Raw genomic sequence first — 18,139 nt, 5'->3', positions numbered from 1 at the left:
GCCCCCACATCGCTCGGCGCTGTGCGCGGACGGGTCGGCGCGGCGCGCTCATCATCGAAAGGGCTAGGGGCCGGGGCCTGAAGCGTCTCCATCAAATGTTATTGAGGCTTGGCCCCCCTGCGCGGCCAATGGCACCCGAGCACCCACGACCAGCGTGAGGAGGCCCGCGTGCCCTTCGAGTCCCAGCCGGACGCCACCACGGCGCCGCGATCCCGCACCGCGAGTGCACGGCCCGGCGGGGCGGGCGCCGCTGTCGCCGTCATCATCCCGGCCTACAATGCCGAGGAGACCATCGGCGCCGCGGTGGCCTCAGCGCTTGCCGAGCCGGAGGTGGCCGAGGTGGTGGTGGTGGACGACGCCTCGCGCGATGCCACCGCGCTGGCCGCCCGCGCCGCCGACGACGGCACCGGACGCCTCGCCGTCCACCGGCTGGCGGAGAATGGCGGACCGTCGCGCGCCCGCAACGTGGCGCTGGAGCGGTCATCGGCGCCGGTCGTCGCCATCCTGGACTCCGACGACCTGATCATTCCCGGCCGTTTCGCTCGCCTTTTGGCGCTGCCCGCGTGGGACATGGTGGCCGACAACATCATCTTCACCACCAGCGCGGAGGCGGCCGAGGAGGCCGCGCGGGCATTCGCCGCCACGCCCGCCGAGGCCGCGACCACGCCGCTGGATCTCGCCACCTTCGCCCGCGGCAACGTTGCGGCGGGCGGGCAGATGCGGCGCGAGATGGGCTTCATCCACCCCCTGATGCGGCGCGAATTCCTCGACCGTCACGCCATCCGCTACAACGAGGCGATGCGGTTGGGCGAGGACTTCGACCTCTACGCCCGTGCGCTGCTGGCGGGGGCGCGGGTGCTGTTGTCGGCCGCGCCCGGCTATGTGGCGGTGGAGCGGCCCGACTCGCTGAGCGCGCTGCACCGGGTGGAGGACCTCGCCGCCTTCCTGGCCTGCCACGACGGTCTCGCCGCCGCACGGCCGCTGACGCGGGGCGAGGCGGAGGCGATCGCCCTCCACCGCCACAGCGTTGCCGTGCGCCACGCTCACCGCCGCGTGCTGGCCGACAAAGCGGAACACGGTGTCCTCGCGGCGGCGGCGTGGATCGGCGCGCGGCCCGGCCTGTGGCGCGGCGTCGCCGCCGCCATCCTGCGCGACAAGCTGGCCGCCCGCCGTCCCGCCGCGCAGGACATGCGCCCGGCGACGCTGTTCGACATTCCCGCCGCAGCCATGCCCGGCTCCATCCCCGCCGCGCCCGCACCGGCGTCCCTCGCCGCGACCAGCCCCGCCGCGCCCGCCCCGCTCAGCCTCGCAGGAGGTCGCCCGTGAACGAAATGCCGTCCCACTTCCGCCTGTCCGAGAGGCGCGGCATGGAGCCGTTCGCGCCCCAGCCCACCGCCGCACCACAGGCCCAGACAGAGGACTATATCGACCTGCGCGAGGTGCTGGCCGCGTGCTGGCGGCAGGCGTGGATCGTGGCGCTGTGCGTGGTCGTCTTCGCCGCCGCCGCCATCGCCTATGCGATGTCGCTGCAGCCCAAGTTCACCTCCTTCGCGACGATCCTGCTCGACCAGGACCGCGCGGCGCTTGTGGAGCTGATCAGCGAACAGCAGGTGGAGGCCCTGCGCGACGGCATCGTTCAGAGCGAGGTCGAGATCCTGAAGAGCCAGGAATTGGCGCTGCGGGTGGTCGACGATCTCGGCCTCACCGCCCGGCCGGAGGTGCTGAACACGTCGCCTTCGCCCGTCTCAGTGGCGCTGGGGGCTGTGAAGTCGGCCGCGGGCGGGCTGATCGACGCGCTCGGCGGCGGCGGCGATACGCCCACGGCCTCCGCCGCCGAGGCCGCCGACCAAACGCGCAGCCTGCGCGAGCGGCTGGCGCTGAAGTTGCGGCAGAACCTCGTCGTCCAGCGGATCGGGCGCAGCTATGTGCTCGGCCTGTCGGTCAACGCGCCGTCAGCCGACCTCGCCCAGGAGATCGCCAACGGCTACGTGGACGGCTACCTCGAGTTCGGCCGCGCGGGTGATGCCGCCGCACTCGACACCGCCGTCGCCTGGCTGCGGCAGCGCACCGACGATCTGCGCACCGCCGCCTCCAACGCAGGCCGGGCGCTGGAGGAATACCGGGTCGAGAACGGCCTCGTCAGCGTCGGCACGCGGCTTTTGTCCGAGCAGGAGGTCTCGGAGCTGATGAGCCAGCTCATCCTGGCCGAGGCGGAGGCGTCCGCAGCGCGCGCCGTCGCCGCCCATGGGGCGGATGCGGTGGCCGCCGGGCCCGAGGCGGCGCTCCAGAACCTCCCGTCCTTGCCCAGCGCAGGGCCGGACGGGGCGATGGAGGCCTTGCGCGCCGAGTTCCTGTCCCTGACGCGCGAGAGGAGCCGGGTCGCCGAGCGCTTCGGCGAGGCGCACTCCGAAGTCGGCGCGATCGACCAGCGGCTGAGCGACCTGGAGCGGCTCTTCTTCGAGGAGGTGAAGCGCCGCGCCGCGCAGGCGGAGACCACCGCGGACGTGCAGACGCGCCGCGTCGCCGCCCTGCGCACAGGGCTCGACAACGCCACCGCCGACGCCACCAACGACACCGGCGCACAGTACGAGCTGATGCAGCTTCAGGAGACCGCCGACAGTTACAAGACGCTGTATCAGTCGGCGCTGACGCGGCTGGAGCGCACCGTGTCGCAATTGTCGCTGCCGATCGTGGCGGCGCGGGTTTTGACATTGCCGGACCAGCCGACCGGCGCGTCCAGCCCGTCGAAAGCGAAGTTCGCGGCGCTGGGCATCGCGCTCGGCGGCTTCCTGGGCGGGCTGATCGGCCTGACGCGGGAGATGACGCGCAGCGCGATCAAGACCGCGGCGGACGTGAAGCGGGTGCTCGGACTGCCGGTTCTGGCGACGATGAAGCGCCGCCTCGCCTGGTGGCGCCGCCCGCTGGCGGGGGCGGGGCGCGAGAGGGCGCGCACCAACGCGCTGCGGGCGATGAAGGTGGCGGTCGACGCGCATGCGGGCCGCACCGGGCTGAGGACGGTCGCCTTCATCTCCGCGCGGCCGGGGGAGGAGCGGGCGCAGCTCGCCTATGATTTCGCCGCCATGCTCGCCTCGCACGGGATCGCGTGCCTCTACCTCGACATCGCGCAGGAGGCGCGGCGGGCAGCGACGGACGTGTCGCTGGTGGAGCTGATGCACGCGCCGGAGCTGCCGGACTTCGCCCACCTGACCACGGGGGATCTGCCGCTCGCCATCCTGCCGGGGGCGCCGGGCGGTGCGCGTGATCCCGGCGAGACGGCGGTGTTTGCCGGCAGCGACCGGATGGCCGAGGTGATCGCCGCCTTGAGCGAGCCGGCGCAGTACATCGTGCTGGACCTTCCTGCGGCGAGCGAGGGGCCGGGCGCGCGGGCCTTCGCGGAATATGCGCAGACGGCGATCCTCGTCCACCGCGCCGGGCGGGCGGGCGACCGCGAGGTTCTGGCCGTCGCCACGGTGCCCGAGTGGGACGAGAAGGTGTGCGGGGCGGTCCTGGTCGACCGCTGAACGTTCGCCGTGCGCCTGTGAGGCGGCACGGTGCGGAGACGACGAAAGGCGCAGCCCCCCGGCTGCGCCTTTCGTCGTTCCCGAGGGCTGATCGGCGCGACCGGCCCATCAGGATTTAATGCGACTGCCCGGTAGAGCGGGAACGGTGGCAGGCAAGGCCTCTCACACACGCAAAATACAACAAATAAGCGATGCAATGCGCGCATAACACGAATGTCGATTTGCCACTGGACCCTCAAAAGGCTGTCAAATTCGAGCCACGGCACGGTCGATTGGCCGGGCAACACGCCCACAACTTGGTCACGTGCCCCGCTCTCTCCTCATTTCGGATCAGGTTTGCGAGGCCTGCTGGAATTCCGCCAAATTCAGGAGGTTAGGGCCGTCTTCGCGCCCAAATTCCAAATTAGCAAATGATAAGGAAGCTGTCCCGGACCTATACGTTTACTCGCCACATCCTCACCGTTCGACCGTGAATCGAACGGCCAATGCTCAAACGCGGGACCAATGATGAGTGGTGTAACCAATTCGTCCGTCTTCGCCGCTGTAGCCGGGCGCAAGTCACTCCGGTTGTGGCGCGCGCCGTCGTCAAGGTCTAGGTATTTCGCCCTAGGCGGGGTGGCCCCCGTGGAGGGGAACGCCGCCGGGCAAGCCGCCAAACGTGCGCTCGACATCGTGGCCGCCGCGGCGGGCCTCGTCGTCGCGGCGCCGGTCATCGGTGCGGTCGCCGTCGCCATGGCCTTCAAGGACCCCGGCCCGCTCTTCTACGGCCACGTGCGCGTCGGCCGGGACGGACGCCCGTTCCGCTGCCTCAAGTTGCGCAGCATGGTGGTGGACGGGGACGCCGTCCTCGCCAACCACCTCGCCGCTCACCCCGCGGCCGCCGCCGAGTGGGCCGAAACGCAGAAGCTGCGCGACGACCCGCGCGTGACCCCGCTCGGCCGCCTCCTGCGCAAGACCAGCCTCGACGAGCTGCCGCAGCTTCTCAATGTTCTGCGCGGTGAGATGAGCCTCGTCGGCCCGCGCCCGGTGACCGAGAAGGAGCTGGCGCGCTACGGCCATCAGGCGCGCGCCTACCTGTCGGTCCGCCCCGGCGTCACCGGGCCATGGCAGATCTCGGGCCGCAGCACGGTCGGCTTCCAGCGCCGCATCGCGCTCGACACGCACTATGTGAAGACGTGGACCTTCGCGCGCGATGTGCGGATCATCCTCCTCACCGTGCCCGCCGTCCTCGCCAGCCGGGGCAGCTACTGATGCGCCGCGCGAAGGCGTTGGCGGTCGTCGCGGCGCTCGTCGCAGGGGTTCCGGGCGCGCTCGTCGCCCTCCCGGCGGCGGCCGAGACCGGTGACGTGGTGTCCGCGCTCGACACGCTGGCGCTCGACGCGGCATCATGGTCGACCGAGACGCGCACCTTGACCCCGCTCCCCTTTATGACCGGCGAGTTCGCCGTGGAGGCGAACGGCTCCGTCGCCCTCCCGGTGATCGGCCGCGTGGCGGTGGAAGGGCGCACGGTCAGCGAATTGTCGGCGGCGATGACCGCCGCGTTGCAGGACCGCCTCGGCATCGTCGACGAGATCTTCGTGTCGCTGAAGGTGGCCGAGCATGCGCCCTTCTTCGTGGTCGGCGCGGTGGAGACGCCGGGTGCCTTCCCGTTCCGCCCCGGCCTCACCGCCATGCAGGCGATTGCGGTGGCCGGCGGGGTGCGGCGCTCGCAGACCATCTTCTCGCGCACCGACAGGGACGCCGCCCGCGCGCTGGGCGACCACCGGCTGCTCGAGCTGGAGCGCATGAAGACGCTCGCCACCATCGCCCGTCTGGAGGCGGAGAAGGCGGACGCGACCGAGATCCCGGTCCCGCCGGAGCTTCAGGGTGAGCCGCTCGCCGCCGCATACCTGGAGGTGGAGGCCGAGGTGATGCGCGCCCGCCAGGACGACCACGCCGCCGCGCTCGCCTCCATCGAGGAGCTGAAGTCCCTGGTGGCGAAACGCATCGAGACGATGCGGCAGGAGTCGGCGACGCGCCAGAAGGTCGTCGCGGCGACCCGTGCCGAGCTCGAGACCATGCGCGGCCTGGTCGACCGGGGCCTGAGCCAGACCTCGCGCGCCAACAGCGCCGAACGTGCGCTCGCCGACGCCGAGGCGCGGGTGCTGGAGCTGGAAACGGCCGTTCTCGCCGCCGAGCAGCAACGCAACGAGGCCGAGCGCGACGAGCTGGAGCTGAAGGGGCAGCGACGGGTGACCATCGTCTCGGAGCTGCAGGACCAGCGCACCGAGCTCGGCCGCATCGACGTGCGCCTGAACACAGCGGGCGCGCTGTTCTCCGAGGCCGCGCGCTTCGGCTCCACCATCGCGGAGCTGAACGCCGAGGATCGCGACCGCACCGTCGCCGTCGTCGTCACCCGCAAGGGGGAGGGGGCCGCCTCGCGCACCTTCACCGCCGCGCCCGGCACGGTGCTGCGGCCGGGCGACGTCCTAGAAGTGCGCGCCCCGGACATCGACGGGGCGGGCGCAGGTTTCGATCCCACACCCAACCTGCCGTCCGAACTCTCCAGCGACACGGCGCTCAACTGAACGCTCATCCCGCGGCTGCGCCCCCGGCGCCCGCGTCTTCTGACGGAGTGGAGTGATGAACAGGATCCTCGTCACCGGCGGGGCCGGCTATATCGGCAGCCACTGCTGCAAGGCGCTGGCGGCCGCCGGGTTCGAGCCCGTCGTCTACGACAACCTCTCCACCGGCCACCGCCATTTCTGCAAATGGGGGCCGCTGGTCCCCGGCGATATTCGCGACCCCGATACCCTGTCGCGCACCATCCAGGCGATGCGCCCGGTGGCGGTGATGCACTTCGCGGCGCAGTCCATCGTGCCGCGCTCCACCGCCGACCCGCAGGAGACCTTCGACGTCAACGTCGCCGGGACGCTGAACCTCCTGGAGGTGATGAAGACATACGGTGTGAACCAGATGGTCTTCTCCTCCACCTGCGCGATCTACGGCAACGCGGCCAGCGGGCCGATCGGCGAGGACGCGGCGGGCAGCCCGATCACGCCCTACGGCACGTCCAAGGCGATGGTGGAGAGCATTCTGGCGAGCTACGAGGCGGCCTACGGGCTGCGCTCGGTGCGGCTGCGCTACTTCAACGCCGCCGGTGCGGCGGAGGACGCGGCGGTGGGCGAGTGGCATGAGCCCGAGACCCACCTCATCCCGATCGTGCTCGACGTGGCGCTGGGCCTGCGCCCGGCGCTGCAGATCAACGGCACCGACTACGACACCGCCGACGGCACCGCGGTGCGCGACTACATCCACGTCGAGGATCTGGCGCGGGCGCATGTTGCGGCGCTGTCCCACCTGCTCGACGGGGGCGGCGGCGTGTCCGTCAATGTCGGCACCGGGGCGGGCCATTCGGTGTCGGAGATCGTGCAGGCGGTGTCGCGGGTGACGCGGCGGCCGGTGCCCACAGTGCACGGGCCGCGCCGCGCGGGCGATCCCTCACGCCTGGTCGCCAACGCGCGGCGGGCGGGGAGCCTCCTCGCCTGGCAGCCGCGCAAGGACATCGAGGCGATGATCCGCGACGCCTGGGCCTTCCACCAGGATCTGCGCCGCACGGAAGGGATCAGCACTCTGATCGCATGAGGTTTCGCGGCGCGCCGCGCGGCCCTGCCGCCGCCGTGCGCTGTCCCCAGAACCGGCACCGGCGCGACGCCGCGTGCCGCATGACTTCCCTCGACGCCTGGCGTGGGTCTCCCGCGTCCGGCCAAGGAGACGAGCGTGACCGTGACCTCAAAGCTCCGGCCCATCAGCCGGCGGATCGACGCGCTGAGCCCCACGAATTCGTCCACCCTCACCCGTCTGGAGCGCCTGCTCGGACGCACCACGACGCATCCGCGCGGGAGCCTCGTCAGCGAGGTCGGCGCGGTGCAGACCCGCCCTCAGGTGATCGTGGAGGGATGGATGCAGCGCACCAACCTGCTGCAGGACGGGCGGCAGCAGGTGCTCGGCCATCTGCTGCCGGGCGATTTCGTCAACTTCTCGCTCCACCCGGCGGTGCCCTCGCTCACCAACGTGGAATGCGTCACCGACGTGGTGCTGGCCGACGCGACGGAGCTGCGCGAGCACATCGCCGCCGTCGGCCCGGACGACCCGGTGGCGAGCGCGGTGCTGCTCCTCATGGGGATCGACGAGGCGATCACCATGAACTCCATCGTCCGCCTGACGCGCCAGTCGGCCTATGAGCGGCTGGCCCACCTGCTGCTCGACCTGCACGACCGCTTGGCCGTCGCCGGGCTGGTGGAGGACGACAGGTTCGAGCTGCCGTTGACGCAGCAGGCGCTGGGCGAGGCGCTGGGCCTTTCGGTCGTCCACCTCAACCGCGTGCTGATGCAACTGCGCAAGGACGGCTCGCTCGACCGCACGGGGCGCACCATCACCCTTCTGGAGCCGGAGCGGCTGCGGCGGCGCGTCGACCATACGGCGCCGCGCTACCGGCTGCCCGCCCCGTTTCCCGCCGGATGCGCGTCCATCTCCGCCCGCTCCGCGCAGTTCGCCACCCTCTGACGATCGCTGAGGCCTGATCCCATGAACGTCACCATCATCGGCACCGGCTATGTCGGCCTCGTCTCGGGCGCCTGCTTCGCCGACTTCGGCCACACCGTCACCTGCGTCGACAAGGACCCGGCTAAGATCGCCCGCCTCAACGCCGGTGAGGTGCCGATCTTCGAGCCGGAGCTGGACCGCCTCATCGCCGTCAATGCCGAGAAGGGGCGCATCAGCTTCACCACCGATCCGGCCGAGGCGGTGGCCGCGGCGGACGTGGTCTTCCTCGCGGTCGGCACACCGTCCCGTCGCGGCGGGGGGCATGCGGACCTCACCTACGTCTACGCGGCCGCGCGCGAGGTGGCGGGGCTGGTGAAGGGCTATACGGTGATCTGCACCAAATCGACCGTGCCGGTGGGCACCGGGGACGAGGTGGAGGCCATCGTGCGCGAGGCCGCGCCGGGGGCGGACGTCGACATCGCCTCCAACCCGGAGTTCCTGCGCGAGGGCGCGGCGATCGGCGACTTCAAGCGGCCGGACCGGGTGATCGTCGGCGCCGAGAGCCCGCGTGCGGTGGCGGCGATGCGCGAGCTTTACCGGCCGCTTTTCCTCAACGAGACGCCGATCCTCTTCACCACGCGCCGCACGGCTGAGCTGGCCAAATATGCCGCCAACGCCTTCCTCGCCACCAAGATCGGCTTCATCAACGAGATGGCGGATCTGTGCGAGAGGGTCGGCGCGGATGTGCAGGACGTCGCCAAGGGGATGGGGCTCGACAAGCGCATCGGGCCGAAGTTCCTCAACGCGGGGCCGGGCTATGGCGGCTCGTGCTTCCCCAAGGACACGCTGGCGCTGGCCGCGACCGCAGAGGACTACGGCGCGCCGGTGTCGATCGTCGACGCGGTGATCGCCGCCAACCAGCGCCGCAAGGAGCGGATGGCGGACGTGGTGGCCGAGGCTGCGGGTGGCACGCTGCGGCCGGGCGGGCTGGAAGGGCGCAAGGCCGCCGTGCTGGGCCTCACCTTCAAACCGTTGACGGACGATATGCGCGAGGCGCCCAGCCTGACGATCATCCCCGCGCTGCAGGCGGCGGGGGCGGAGGTGACGGCATACGACCCGGAAGGCATGGGCGAGGCGGCCAAGCACCTCGACGTTGCCTTCGCGCCCGGCGCTTACGAGGCCATGTCCGGCGCCGACATTACTGTCATCGTGACGGAATGGAACGAATTCCGCGCCTTGGATCTTTGTAGGATGAAGGCGGTGATGCGGGGTGATGCCCTCGTGGACCTGCGCAACATCTACACGGCCGAGGCGGCGGAGCGTGCGGGGCTCACCTACCGCTCCATCGGGCGGCCCGCCAGCGGCGACGTGCCAGGTGTGGCCGGATCCGTGGCCGAGGCGGGTACGGTCGCCGGGGCGGGTGGTCCGAAACTTTCTTTGCTGTCTTCATAATGAGGGCTTTTCTGCAGCGCAACATGCGCTAACATTGCGGCAACACGCGCGGCGCTGCTCGGGCGCCATGCACCGCAAATCCCAGTTTCGGCGACGAATTCGGCGGCCGATCACGCACGCCGAATTCGTCGCCACCCCCTACGGATGCGCCCGGCGGCCTCCCCCGCCAACCGGGCGCATCCCCGTTTTTGTTGCGCTGCACAAGGGCGGCGTTGCGGAGCGGATCGCCCCGCCCGCCCCGCCCGCCGCCGCCTCAGCCCGCCAGCAGAGCGAGGTCGTCCCCCGTGGTCTCAAACGTGAGATCGGCGAAGGTGGCGTTGGCGCTTGGCCCAGCATCATCGTCGTTGATGAAGACGAGGCTCACCCACTCGCCGATCAGATCGTCGTCGACGAGCGCGCCCGCCGCGATTTCGAACCGGGTCGCCGTGCCGTCCGCGGACGCCTGCCCCGCATAGTCCTGATTGCCGTAGAGCTGGCTGCCGAGGAGCTGGAACGTGTTGCCGGCGCTGACACCGTCCTGCGTCATGAAGGCGATGCCTTGGACCTCGCCCTCGTCGGTGGAGCTGAAATCGAAGGACAGCATCAGGTCCTCCGTCATCCTGAAGGTGGACACGACCTTCCATGCATTGCCCGAGAGGGTGATGGCGCTGCCGTCCGCGGTCACGTCGAAATCGCCGAAATCCTGCTCGCGGCCGTAGGTGCGCACCCGGTACGTCTCGCCGTCGATGACGAGGTCGCCGTCCAGCGTCTGCCGCTCCACCGCGCCGAGGTCGATCGAGCCGCCCGGCCCGCCGCCATAGTCCGCGTGGTCCACGTCGCGGGTGAGGCCGCGCGCGTCGGTGGTGAGCGGGTTGCCGTAGACGTCGGTCGCGAGGCTGGAGTCGCCCGCATCCACCGCCGGATTGGTGAAGGAGGAGCGCAGGTTGATGGTCGGCAGCGGGCCGCCATTGTCGTTGAGGGTGATGCCGTCCCAGAACAGCGCGTCGGCGCTGGTGGTGCCGAGCGCGGTCTCTTCGTCATAGAGCGTGCGGCCGACGATGTTGCCGCCGTCCAAGGTCAGCATGCCGCCGGTGACCGCCGCCCCGTCGCTGGAATCGTAGACGATGCTGTTGACGAGCCGCACGTCGCCGCTGCCGTTGATCTCCGGTGTCGGCCCGTAGAAGGGGTCGTCCGTCTGGTGCCCGGCTACGGTGGTGTGGGTCAGCGTGAGGTCGCCCTCGTTCTCGATGCCGCTGCCGGCGCCCGCCCGCGCCCCGCCGATGGTGTTGAGCGCGATGGTGGAGTTTACCGCGATCATCTCGCCCGTGTTGTAGACGCCGGCGCCGAGCCCGCCCGTGTTGCCGGTGACGAGCGAGGAGGTCATCCGCAAGACGCCGTCGTTGTGGATGCCTGCGCCCGGCTGCACCACGCGTCCCGAGGAGGAATTGCCGGAGACCTCCACCGTGTCCATCGTCAGGTCGCCGGCGTTGTAGATGCCGCCGCCCGAGCCGCCCGCCTGGCCGGACCCCGCCCCGTTGCCGGTCACTGCCGAGTTGGTGAGCGTCAGAGTGCCGTAATTGCGGATGCCGCCGCCGGCCACGTCGTCACCGCTCAGCCAGTTGTCGGTGATTTCCATGGAATCGAGCGCGACGACGGCGTCGGCGCCGATGGCGATGCCGGACAGCAGGCTGGCCGCGCCGGGGCTCGTCACCGGCGGCTGGTCCGCGGCGCCCTTCACGGTGAGGTTGTCGATGGCGATGGTGCCGGACTGAAGCTCCAGCAGGCCGTCGCCGAGGAAATATTGGTCGCCCGCGGCCAGGGTGATGTCGCCGGTCCCGTCCTCCAGCGCATCGCCGTGGATGGTGAGGTCGAAGTCCACCACCAGCGCGCCGAGGTCGAGGGTGATGGTGCCGCCCGCCAGCGACGGGTCGAAGACGATTTCAACCGCCTCGCCGCCAGTGGCCGCGGACAGGGCGACGGCGATGGCCTCACGCAGCGCCAGGCCGGACCCGTCGAGGCTTTCGAGCGCCTCGATATCGGTTCCGGCGGCCTCGTCGGCGAGGGTGGTGACGGTCAGGGTGAGCATCGCGGTCCTCCTGGGCGGCGCGCCCTTGTTCGGACAAGGTGTCGTGCGCCGCGTTCTGCATGTTCAGGAGGTCGAATGTGCGCCGCTGCGCGTTGTGCCTCTCGCACATCTGCGGTTGCAGAAGATTTTTGTGCGAGTTATGTTGGTGGTTGATTGCGAATACGCGAGTTATTGCGGCTTGTTCATGGCTTCGGGGTGCCGTTCGCCACAAACAGGCCGCAGGTGGTGCGGTTTATTGGGCGATGTCTGTCCGCATCCGGCCGCCCGGCCAGTCGAGATGCGTCAACGCCGCGTAAACGTCACGCCGCGCCTCCGCCACCGTCGGCCCGGTGGCGACAACGGTCAGCACCCGCCCGCCGTTGGACAGTACCTCGCCGCCCTCCGGCCGCGTCCCGGCGTGGAACACCGCCGCACCCGCCGCCGCGACTTCGTCGAGACCGCGGATCGGCTCGCCCTTCTCGACCGGCCCCGGATAGCCGTTCGCCGCCACCACGACACCGACCGCACTGCCGTCCGACAAGGTCAGCGGCGCCGTCTCCAAGGTGCCCGCCGCGGTCGCATAGATCAGCTCGTAGGGGTCGCTGGTGACGCGCTCCCACATGATCTGACACTCCGGGTCGCCGAAGCGCACGTTGTATTCGATCAGCTTCGGCCCGTCCTCGGTCAGCATCAGCCCGGCGTAAAGGACGCCGATATAGGGCGTGCCGCGGTCGGCCAGCCAGTCCAGCGTCGGCCGCACGATGGTGGTCATCGCCTCCTCGGCCAGCTCGTCGGTGAAGCCGGGGGCGGGGGAGACGGCGCCCATGCCGCCGGTGTTGGGGCCCTCGTCACCGTCGAAGGCCCGCTTGTAGTCGCGCGCGGAGGCGAACTCGCGCACGACGTTGCCGTCCGACAGGGCGAACAGGCTGACCTCGGGGCCGGTGAGCTTTTCCTCCAGCACCACGCGGTGGCCGGCCTCGCCGAACGCGCCGTCCATGGCGTCGCGCACCGCGGCCTCGGCCTCCTCCATGGTCTCGGCCATCACGACGCCTTTGCCGGCGGCGAGGCCGTCTGCCTTCACAACCACGGGGGCGCCCATGCGCTTCAACGCCGCCAGCGCATCTTCGAGGCTCTCGGCGATCTCGGCCTTCGCGGTCGGCAGGCCCAGGATGGCGCAGACGTGCTTGGTGTAGGCCTTGGAGGATTCAAGTTGCGCCGCCTCCGCCGAGGGGCCGAACACCACCCGCCCCGCCGCGCGCAGACGGTCCGCGAGGCCCTCCGCCAGCGGTCCCTCGGGGCCGATGATGACGAGATCGGCGGTGGCCGCCGCGGCGTCGATGTCGGTGACCTCCTCGGCGATGGCGGCGAGGCCCGCATTGGGGCCGCCCGCCACCATCAGATGCGCCACCTTGGGCGAGCGTTTGACCGCCGCGGCCAGCGCATGCTCGCGCCCGCCCGAACCGACGATCAAGACCCGCGCCCCGGATGGGGCCTCTGACACAGACGACATGCCGCGACGATCCTATTCCTTGCCGGTGCCACGCAGGCGTTCCGGATTGACGGGATGGCTGCGCGGGTCTCCACACCGGGGAGGGAGGAAAATCCGCGCAGGGGTTTGCGGGCCGTCATAGACCATGCGACGGCATGGGTGAAACTCCGCGCGCGGCGAAAGCGCGGCGTGAAGCCGGCCGCGCAGGCTCCCGGAGCGGAAGGTGAGAACCGTGCCGCGTCTCCGGGGGCGGAGTGGACCGGCCGCGACGGGACCGCCCGAGCGCGGCGAACCGGCGCCGACGCCTCGCCGTCCGGCGCAATGCGATGAAGGAGCGACAGTGTCGACACAGGCAGACCCCACCCTGAACCACGGCCGCGTGGCCGACGCGCCCGTGCGCAACATCGTCGATCGCTTCCTGCCCGCACCGCTGCGGCCCTACGCCCGCCTCGCCCGGTTCGACCGGCCGATCGGCTGGTGGCTGCTGCTGTGGCCCTGCTGGTGGAGCGTGGCGCTCGCCGGAGTCGCGGCCGGCACCGGACCCAACGTGTGGCATCTCGTCCTGTTGATGGTCGGCGCCATCGTCATGCGCGGCGCAGGCTGCACCTACAACGACATCCTCGACCGTGACATCGACGCCAACGTCGAACGAACCCGCTCCCGGCCGATCCCCTCCGGCCAGGTGAAGGTCGAAGCGGCGATGCTCTTCATGGTCGGCCTCGCCTTCGTCGGCCTCGCGGTGGTGCTGCAGTTCAACGCCTTCACGGTGCTGCTGGCGTTCGGGTCCCTCGCCATCGTGGCGTTCTATCCGCTCGCCAAGCGGGTGACGGACTGGCCGCAACTGGTCCTCGGGTTCGCCTTCTCCTGGGGCGCTTTCGTCGGCTGGTCCGCCACCTTCGCCTCAGTGGGGTGGGCCCCGGTGGCGCTCTATCTCGGCAGCATCGCCTGGACCGTGGGCTACGATACGATCTACGCCCATCAGGACCGGCGTGACGATGCCATCATCGGCGTGCGCTCCACCGCGCGGCTCTTCTCAGGCAACGATAAGCTCGGCGTCGGCATCCCCTACGCGCTGGCGCTGGCGATGTTCACCGCCGCTGTGGTGCTGGCGGGGGGCGGGGTGCTGTCCTTCATCGGCCTCGCCGCCTTCGCGCTGCATCTTGCCCGCCAGGTGGTGCGCCTGTCGCCGGACGATCCCGCCGCCTGCCTTGCCGCGTTCAAGTCCAACCGGTGGGCGGGGTGGCTCTTCTTCGCCGGCCTGGTCGCGGATGGGGGGATGCGGGGACTCTGAGGCGGAACGACGGCGCCATTGTGAGTTGGATCGCCCCGCGAGGGCGTTCCCCCCTCGCGCTCCCCCCGCTTCGCCAGCGGGCAGGGGTCAGTTCGGGCTGAAGAAGCCCGAGCTGACACCCTGATACAAGGCTTCGAAGGATCGGGACCGGGTCAAGTGCCCGTGCTCGCCATGCTCGCCCGCTGAAGAAGCGGACTGCGCGTGGCTCCGCGCGGACACTTGACCCCGCCCCGATCCTTCGAACGATCAGCCGAAGAGAATGCCTTGGTCCGGGCCCTTCGGCGGAGTCATGCCGAGGTGCTGGAACGCCCGCGCCGTGAGGAGGCGGCCGCGCGGGGTGCGCTGGAGGTAGCCCTGTTGGAGAAGGTAGGGCTCGACGATGTCTTCCAGCGCGTCGCGCGGCTCGGAGAGGGCGGCCGCCAGGGTCTCGATGCCGACCGGGCCGCCGCCATAGTGCTCGGCGATCAGCATCAGATAGCGCCGGTCCAGCGCGTCGAGACCCGCCGCGTCGACGTCGAGACGCAGAAGGGCGCTGTCGGCGATGTCCCGGTCGATCGCATCCGCACCGCCGACGATGGCGAAATCCCGCACCCGCCGTAACAGACGACCGGCGATGCGCGGGGTGCCGCGCGAACGCCGCGCGATCTCCGCCGCGCCCGCGTCGGTGGTGGCGATCCCCATGAGGGAGGCGCCGCGCCGGACGATCGTGGTGAGGTCCTCCACCGAGTAGAATTCGAGGCGCAGAGGGATCCCGAAACGGTCGCGCAGCGGCGTCGTCAGCAGGCCGAGACGGGTGGTGGCGCCGACCAGGGTGAATTTCGCGAGGTCGATCTTCACCGAGCGCGCCGCAGGACCCTCGCCGATGATGAGGTCGAGCTGAAAATCCTCCATCGCCGGATAGAGGATCTCCTCCACGTGCGGCGACAGGCGGTGGATCTCGTCGATGAAGAGGACGTCGCGCTCTTCGAGATTGGTGAGGAGCGCGGCGAGGTCGCCCGCCTTGGCGATCACGGGGCCGGAGGTGGAGCGGAAGCCGACGCCGAGCTCCTTGGCGACGATCTGCGCCAAAGTGGTCTTGCCGAGGCCGGGCGGGCCGACCAGAAGCACGTGGTCGAGCGCTTCGGCACGGGCGCTGGCCGCCTTCACGAAGACTTCCAGGTTCGCGCGCGCCGCCGGCTGGCCGATGAACTCGGCGAGCCGCTGCGGCCGCAGCGCGCGGTCGTGGTCGTCCGGCTGCTCGTCCGGCGATTGAAGGCGCTCGCTCATGAGGCCAGCGCCTTCAGGCCGGCGCGGATCAGCTCCGCCGCACCCGCCTCGGGCCGCTCGGCGCGCGCGGTCATCGCCGCCGCGCGGGCCGAGGCCTCGTCATAGCCGAGATTGGCGAGCGCCGAGACCGCATCCGCCAGCGCCTCGTCCGCCGCAGCCGCCGGGGTGCCCCCCGCGCCGAGGCCCGCCGCCGCGATCGCGATGCCGGGCGCCGGGGCCTTCGATTTCAGCTCGGTCGCGATCCGCTCGGCCACCCGCTTGCCGACGCCGGGGGCGCGGGCGATCGCCACCCGGTCGTTCATCGCGATCGCCGTCGCGAGCTGGTCCGGCGGCAGCACCGACAGGACCGCCAGCGCGACCTTGGCACCGACGCCCTGAACGCTCTGCAGCAGGCGGAACCAGTCCCGCGCCGCATGGTCGCGGAAGCCGTAGAGGCGGATGAGGTCCTCGCGCACCAGCGTTTCGATGACGAGCGTCACCGCCTCGCCCGGCACCGCGCGGGCAAGGTCGGACAGCGGCGTGAAGACCTCGTAGCCGACGCCGTTGACGTCGACGATCAGCGCCTCGCGGTCGATCTCGGCGACGGTGCCCTTCAGGCGGCCGATCATCGGCGTCCCTCCATCGGCAGGTCAGGCCGCCGCGGCGATGCGGGTGCGCGCGCGCCTGTGGCTGGCGTGGCAGATGGCGATGGCGAGCGCGTCGGCAGCATGGTCGGACCGGGCGGTGGATTTCGGAAGCAGCACGCCGATCATATGCCGGATCTGGCGCTTGTCGGCATGGCCCGCGCCGACGACGGTCTTCTTGACGAGGTTCGGCGCATATTCGGCCACCGGCAAGCCGCGGACGGCGGGGGCGAGAAGCGCGATGCCGCGCGCCTGGCCGAGCTTCAAGGTGGCCGTACCGTCGCGCGAGACGAAGGTCGCCTCCACGGCGGTCTCGTCCGGCGCGATCTCGGTCAGCACCCGTTCCAGCCCAGCATAGAGCGTGGCGAGGCGGTCGGCGAGCGCGGCCTTGGGGTTCGAGGTGATCGTCCCGGAGCCGACGAAGGCGAGCGCGGAGCCGTTGACACGGATCGCCCCCCAGCCGGTCGCCTGCAAGCCCGGATCGATGCCCAAAATGGTGACCATGAGAACCCCTTCGCCCGGACACGTGCGGCACGGACGGAACGAGGGCCCGCACCTCGGACGTTCAGCACTATCAGCCAGGAGTGAACCGTTCGTCACCCGTTCTCATCGGATCCGGCGGAACGGTCCCCCGCTGTCTCGCCGATCCTGCCGCCAGGGGCTTGCGTGGCGCCGTCCATCTCGTCGGTGAGCCAGGCCATGCGGTCGACGAACCAGAGCTTGGCGCCGGAGGCGAGGAGGGTGCCGCAGGCCGTCGCCCATGGATCGAGGACGACGAGGCCGTAGGCGAGGACGGGAAGGCCGAGGGCGGAGGCGGCGAGGAGCGCCGTGGCAGCATGCACGTGGTGTCGCGGGATCGGCCGTGTCCTGCGCGCCAGCCACAGCCGCTCGCCCATCACCCCGCGGGCCGCCCAGGACGTGAGGTCGCGGGGCGGCGGGAAGACGCGGGGGTTGAGGAAGGTCCACACGACGAGCGCAGCGACGGGGAGCGCGGCCCATGCGCCGATCCACGCCCGCGCATAAAGGGCGAGGGCGAAGGCGGCCAGGATCGGCACCCTGGTCCATACGCTCCATGGGTTGGCGTGGCGGGCCCACGTCGCCTCGTCCATCGCCATCATGGCGGTTATGGCGTGGCCGATGCGCATTCGGGTCCCCGGCGCCGGGCGCTGCGGTCAGGCCGCGGCGAGCTTCTCCATCACGTCGTCCGGGATCTCGAAGTTCGCGAACACCTTCTGGACGTCGTCGTCGTCTTCCAGCACGTCGATGAGCTTCATCAGCGTGGCGGCCTTGTCCTCGTCCACCGGAGTGGTGTTCTGCGGACGCCAGACGATCGACACCGCGGCGGGCTCGCCGAGCTGCTCGGTCAGGGCGGCGGAGACCTCGGCGAGGTCCTCGAAGGTGCAGGTGATCACGTGGCCTTCCTCGTCGGACGCCACGTCCTCGGCACCGGCTTCGATGGCCGCTTCCATCACCTTGTCGGCATCGCCGGCTTCGGGGCCGTATTCGATCTCGCCGACGCGGTCGAACATGAACGCGACGGAGCCCGTTTCGCCGAGCGCCCCGCCGTGCTTGGAGAAGGCGGCGCGCACGACACCGGCGGTGCGGTTGCGGTTGTCGGTCAACGCCTCGACCAGTACGGCGACGCCGCCGGGGCCGTAACCCTCGTAGCGGACCTCGTCGTAGTTGGCGTCCTCGTCGCCCTGCGCCTTCTTGATCGCCCGTTCGATGACGTCCTTCGGCACGGACTGCGCCTTGGCCGCCTGGACGGCGAGGCGCAGTCGCGGGTTCATCGCAGGATCGGGTGTCCCCATCTTCGCCGCGACTGTGACTTCGCGCGACAGCTTGGAGAAAAGTTTGGACCGCTTGGCGTCCTGCGCGCCCTTGCGGTGCATGATATTCTTGAACTTGGAATGGCCAGCCATCGTCGTC

At 70.6% G+C, this 18,139-nt stretch carries 15 protein-coding genes; 8 read left to right on the top strand and 7 right to left on the bottom strand.

What is annotated here, in order from left to right:
• Window positions 1-168: 168 nt before the first annotated feature.
• The 7 genes from BIX52_RS16020 to BIX52_RS15990 all read left to right on the top strand — a co-directional run bounded on the left by BIX52_RS16020 (window position 169) and on the right by BIX52_RS15990 (window position 9,497).
• Entirely contained in the window at window positions 169-1,326 is a 1,158-nt protein-coding gene (locus BIX52_RS16020) for a glycosyltransferase family 2 protein (protein ID WP_075222085.1), read from the top strand.
• A gap of 5 nt (window positions 1,327-1,331) precedes the next feature.
• Window positions 1,332-3,521 (top strand): GumC family protein, encoded by a 2,190-nt coding sequence (locus tag BIX52_RS16015; RefSeq protein ID WP_245803219.1) that lies wholly within the window; start codon window positions 1,332-1,334, stop codon window positions 3,519-3,521.
• A 624-nt stretch (window positions 3,522-4,145) separates the two neighbouring features.
• Complete coding sequence (locus BIX52_RS16010; protein ID WP_075222083.1) at window positions 4,146-4,772, top strand: sugar transferase; 627 nt, start codon at window positions 4,146-4,148, stop codon at window positions 4,770-4,772.
• Window positions 4,772-6,088 (top strand): polysaccharide biosynthesis/export family protein, encoded by a 1,317-nt coding sequence (locus tag BIX52_RS16005; protein ID WP_075222082.1) that lies wholly within the window; start codon window positions 4,772-4,774, stop codon window positions 6,086-6,088. The genes BIX52_RS16010 and BIX52_RS16005 overlap by 1 nt, the downstream gene beginning before the upstream one ends.
• A 55-nt stretch (window positions 6,089-6,143) precedes the next feature.
• Window positions 6,144-7,145: a UDP-glucose 4-epimerase GalE gene (gene galE, locus BIX52_RS16000; RefSeq protein ID WP_075222081.1), complete on the top strand. Its 1,002-nt coding sequence runs from the start codon at window positions 6,144-6,146 to the stop codon at window positions 7,143-7,145.
• Between the two features lie 135 nt (window positions 7,146-7,280).
• Window positions 7,281-8,066 (top strand): Crp/Fnr family transcriptional regulator, encoded by a 786-nt coding sequence (locus tag BIX52_RS15995; RefSeq protein WP_075222080.1) that lies wholly within the window; start codon window positions 7,281-7,283, stop codon window positions 8,064-8,066.
• A 21-nt stretch (window positions 8,067-8,087) separates the two neighbouring features.
• Entirely contained in the window at window positions 8,088-9,497 is a 1,410-nt protein-coding gene (locus BIX52_RS15990) for a UDP-glucose dehydrogenase family protein (protein WP_075222079.1), read from the top strand.
• Window positions 9,498-9,750: 253 nt separating this feature from the next.
• On the opposite strand, the gene BIX52_RS15985 is transcribed toward BIX52_RS15990, so the two are convergent.
• Window positions 9,751-11,562, bottom strand: a complete 1,812-nt coding sequence (locus BIX52_RS15985) for a choice-of-anchor Q domain-containing protein (protein WP_075222078.1) — start codon at window positions 11,560-11,562, stop codon at window positions 9,751-9,753.
• A gap of 232 nt (window positions 11,563-11,794) precedes the next feature.
• A complete protein-coding gene (gene purD, locus BIX52_RS15980) occupies window positions 11,795-13,051 on the bottom strand; it encodes a phosphoribosylamine--glycine ligase (protein ID WP_075222077.1) in 1,257 nt (418 codons plus the stop codon).
• Window positions 13,052-13,370: 319 nt separating this feature from the next.
• Here purD and ubiA point away from each other — a divergent pair, with 319 nt between their 5' ends.
• Complete coding sequence (gene ubiA, locus BIX52_RS15975) at window positions 13,371-14,321, top strand: 4-hydroxybenzoate octaprenyltransferase (protein WP_075222076.1); 951 nt, start codon at window positions 13,371-13,373, stop codon at window positions 14,319-14,321.
• Window positions 14,322-14,567: 246 nt separating this feature from the next.
• Here the strand turns inward: ubiA and ruvB are convergent, their stop codons facing one another.
• From ruvB to BIX52_RS15950, 5 genes are all read right to left on the bottom strand, one after another.
• Window positions 14,568-15,587, bottom strand: a complete 1,020-nt coding sequence (gene ruvB, locus BIX52_RS15970; protein WP_075222075.1) for a Holliday junction branch migration DNA helicase RuvB — start codon at window positions 15,585-15,587, stop codon at window positions 14,568-14,570.
• The gene (gene ruvA / locus BIX52_RS15965; protein WP_075222074.1) at window positions 15,584-16,195 is read right to left on the bottom strand and encodes a Holliday junction branch migration protein RuvA; all 612 of its coding nucleotides are present in this window, start codon (window positions 16,193-16,195) and stop codon (window positions 15,584-15,586) included. The genes ruvB and ruvA overlap by 4 nt, the downstream gene beginning before the upstream one ends.
• 21 nt (window positions 16,196-16,216) lie before the next feature.
• A complete protein-coding gene (gene ruvC, locus BIX52_RS15960) occupies window positions 16,217-16,714 on the bottom strand; it encodes a crossover junction endodeoxyribonuclease RuvC (RefSeq protein ID WP_075222073.1) in 498 nt (165 codons plus the stop codon).
• Between the two features lie 92 nt (window positions 16,715-16,806).
• Window positions 16,807-17,355, bottom strand: coding sequence for a DUF6653 family protein (locus BIX52_RS15955; RefSeq protein WP_075222072.1), 549 nt, complete (start codon window positions 17,353-17,355; stop codon window positions 16,807-16,809).
• 27 nt (window positions 17,356-17,382) lie between these two features.
• Window positions 17,383-18,132 (bottom strand): YebC/PmpR family DNA-binding transcriptional regulator, encoded by a 750-nt coding sequence (locus BIX52_RS15950; RefSeq protein ID WP_075222071.1) that lies wholly within the window; start codon window positions 18,130-18,132, stop codon window positions 17,383-17,385.
• Between the last annotated feature and the right edge of the window lie 7 nt (window positions 18,133-18,139).

The sequence above is a fragment of the Acuticoccus yangtzensis genome, assembly GCF_001927245.1.
In the GTDB taxonomy this organism is placed as follows: Bacteria; Pseudomonadota; Alphaproteobacteria; order Rhizobiales; family Amorphaceae; genus Acuticoccus; species Acuticoccus yangtzensis.
The sequence above is the reverse complement of the archived record's forward strand: the minus strand, read 5'-3'. Positions and strand labels throughout refer to the sequence as shown.

Coding starts and splice junctions, on each gene's coding strand:
- BIX52_RS16015 (WP_245803219.1), top strand. CDS start 1,332: ATGCCGTCCCACTTCCGCCTGTCCGAGAGGCGCGGCATGGAGCCGTTC.
- BIX52_RS16005 (WP_075222082.1), top strand. CDS start 4,772: ATGCGCCGCGCGAAGGCGTTGGCGGTCGTCGCGGCGCTCGTCGCAGGG.
- galE (WP_075222081.1), top strand. CDS start 6,144: ATGAACAGGATCCTCGTCACCGGCGGGGCCGGCTATATCGGCAGCCAC.
- BIX52_RS15990 (WP_075222079.1), top strand. CDS start 8,088: ATGAACGTCACCATCATCGGCACCGGCTATGTCGGCCTCGTCTCGGGC.
- BIX52_RS15985 (WP_075222078.1), bottom strand. CDS start 11,562: ATGCTCACCCTGACCGTCACCACCCTCGCCGACGAGGCCGCCGGAACC.
- purD (WP_075222077.1), bottom strand. CDS start 13,051: ATGTCGTCTGTGTCAGAGGCCCCATCCGGGGCGCGGGTCTTGATCGTC.
- ruvB (WP_075222075.1), bottom strand. CDS start 15,587: ATGAGCGAGCGCCTTCAATCGCCGGACGAGCAGCCGGACGACCACGAC.
- ruvA (WP_075222074.1), bottom strand. CDS start 16,195: ATGATCGGCCGCCTGAAGGGCACCGTCGCCGAGATCGACCGCGAGGCG.
- ruvC (WP_075222073.1), bottom strand. CDS start 16,714: ATGGTCACCATTTTGGGCATCGATCCGGGCTTGCAGGCGACCGGCTGG.
- BIX52_RS15955 (WP_075222072.1), bottom strand. CDS start 17,355: ATGCGCATCGGCCACGCCATAACCGCCATGATGGCGATGGACGAGGCG.
- BIX52_RS15950 (WP_075222071.1), bottom strand. CDS start 18,132: ATGGCTGGCCATTCCAAGTTCAAGAATATCATGCACCGCAAGGGCGCG.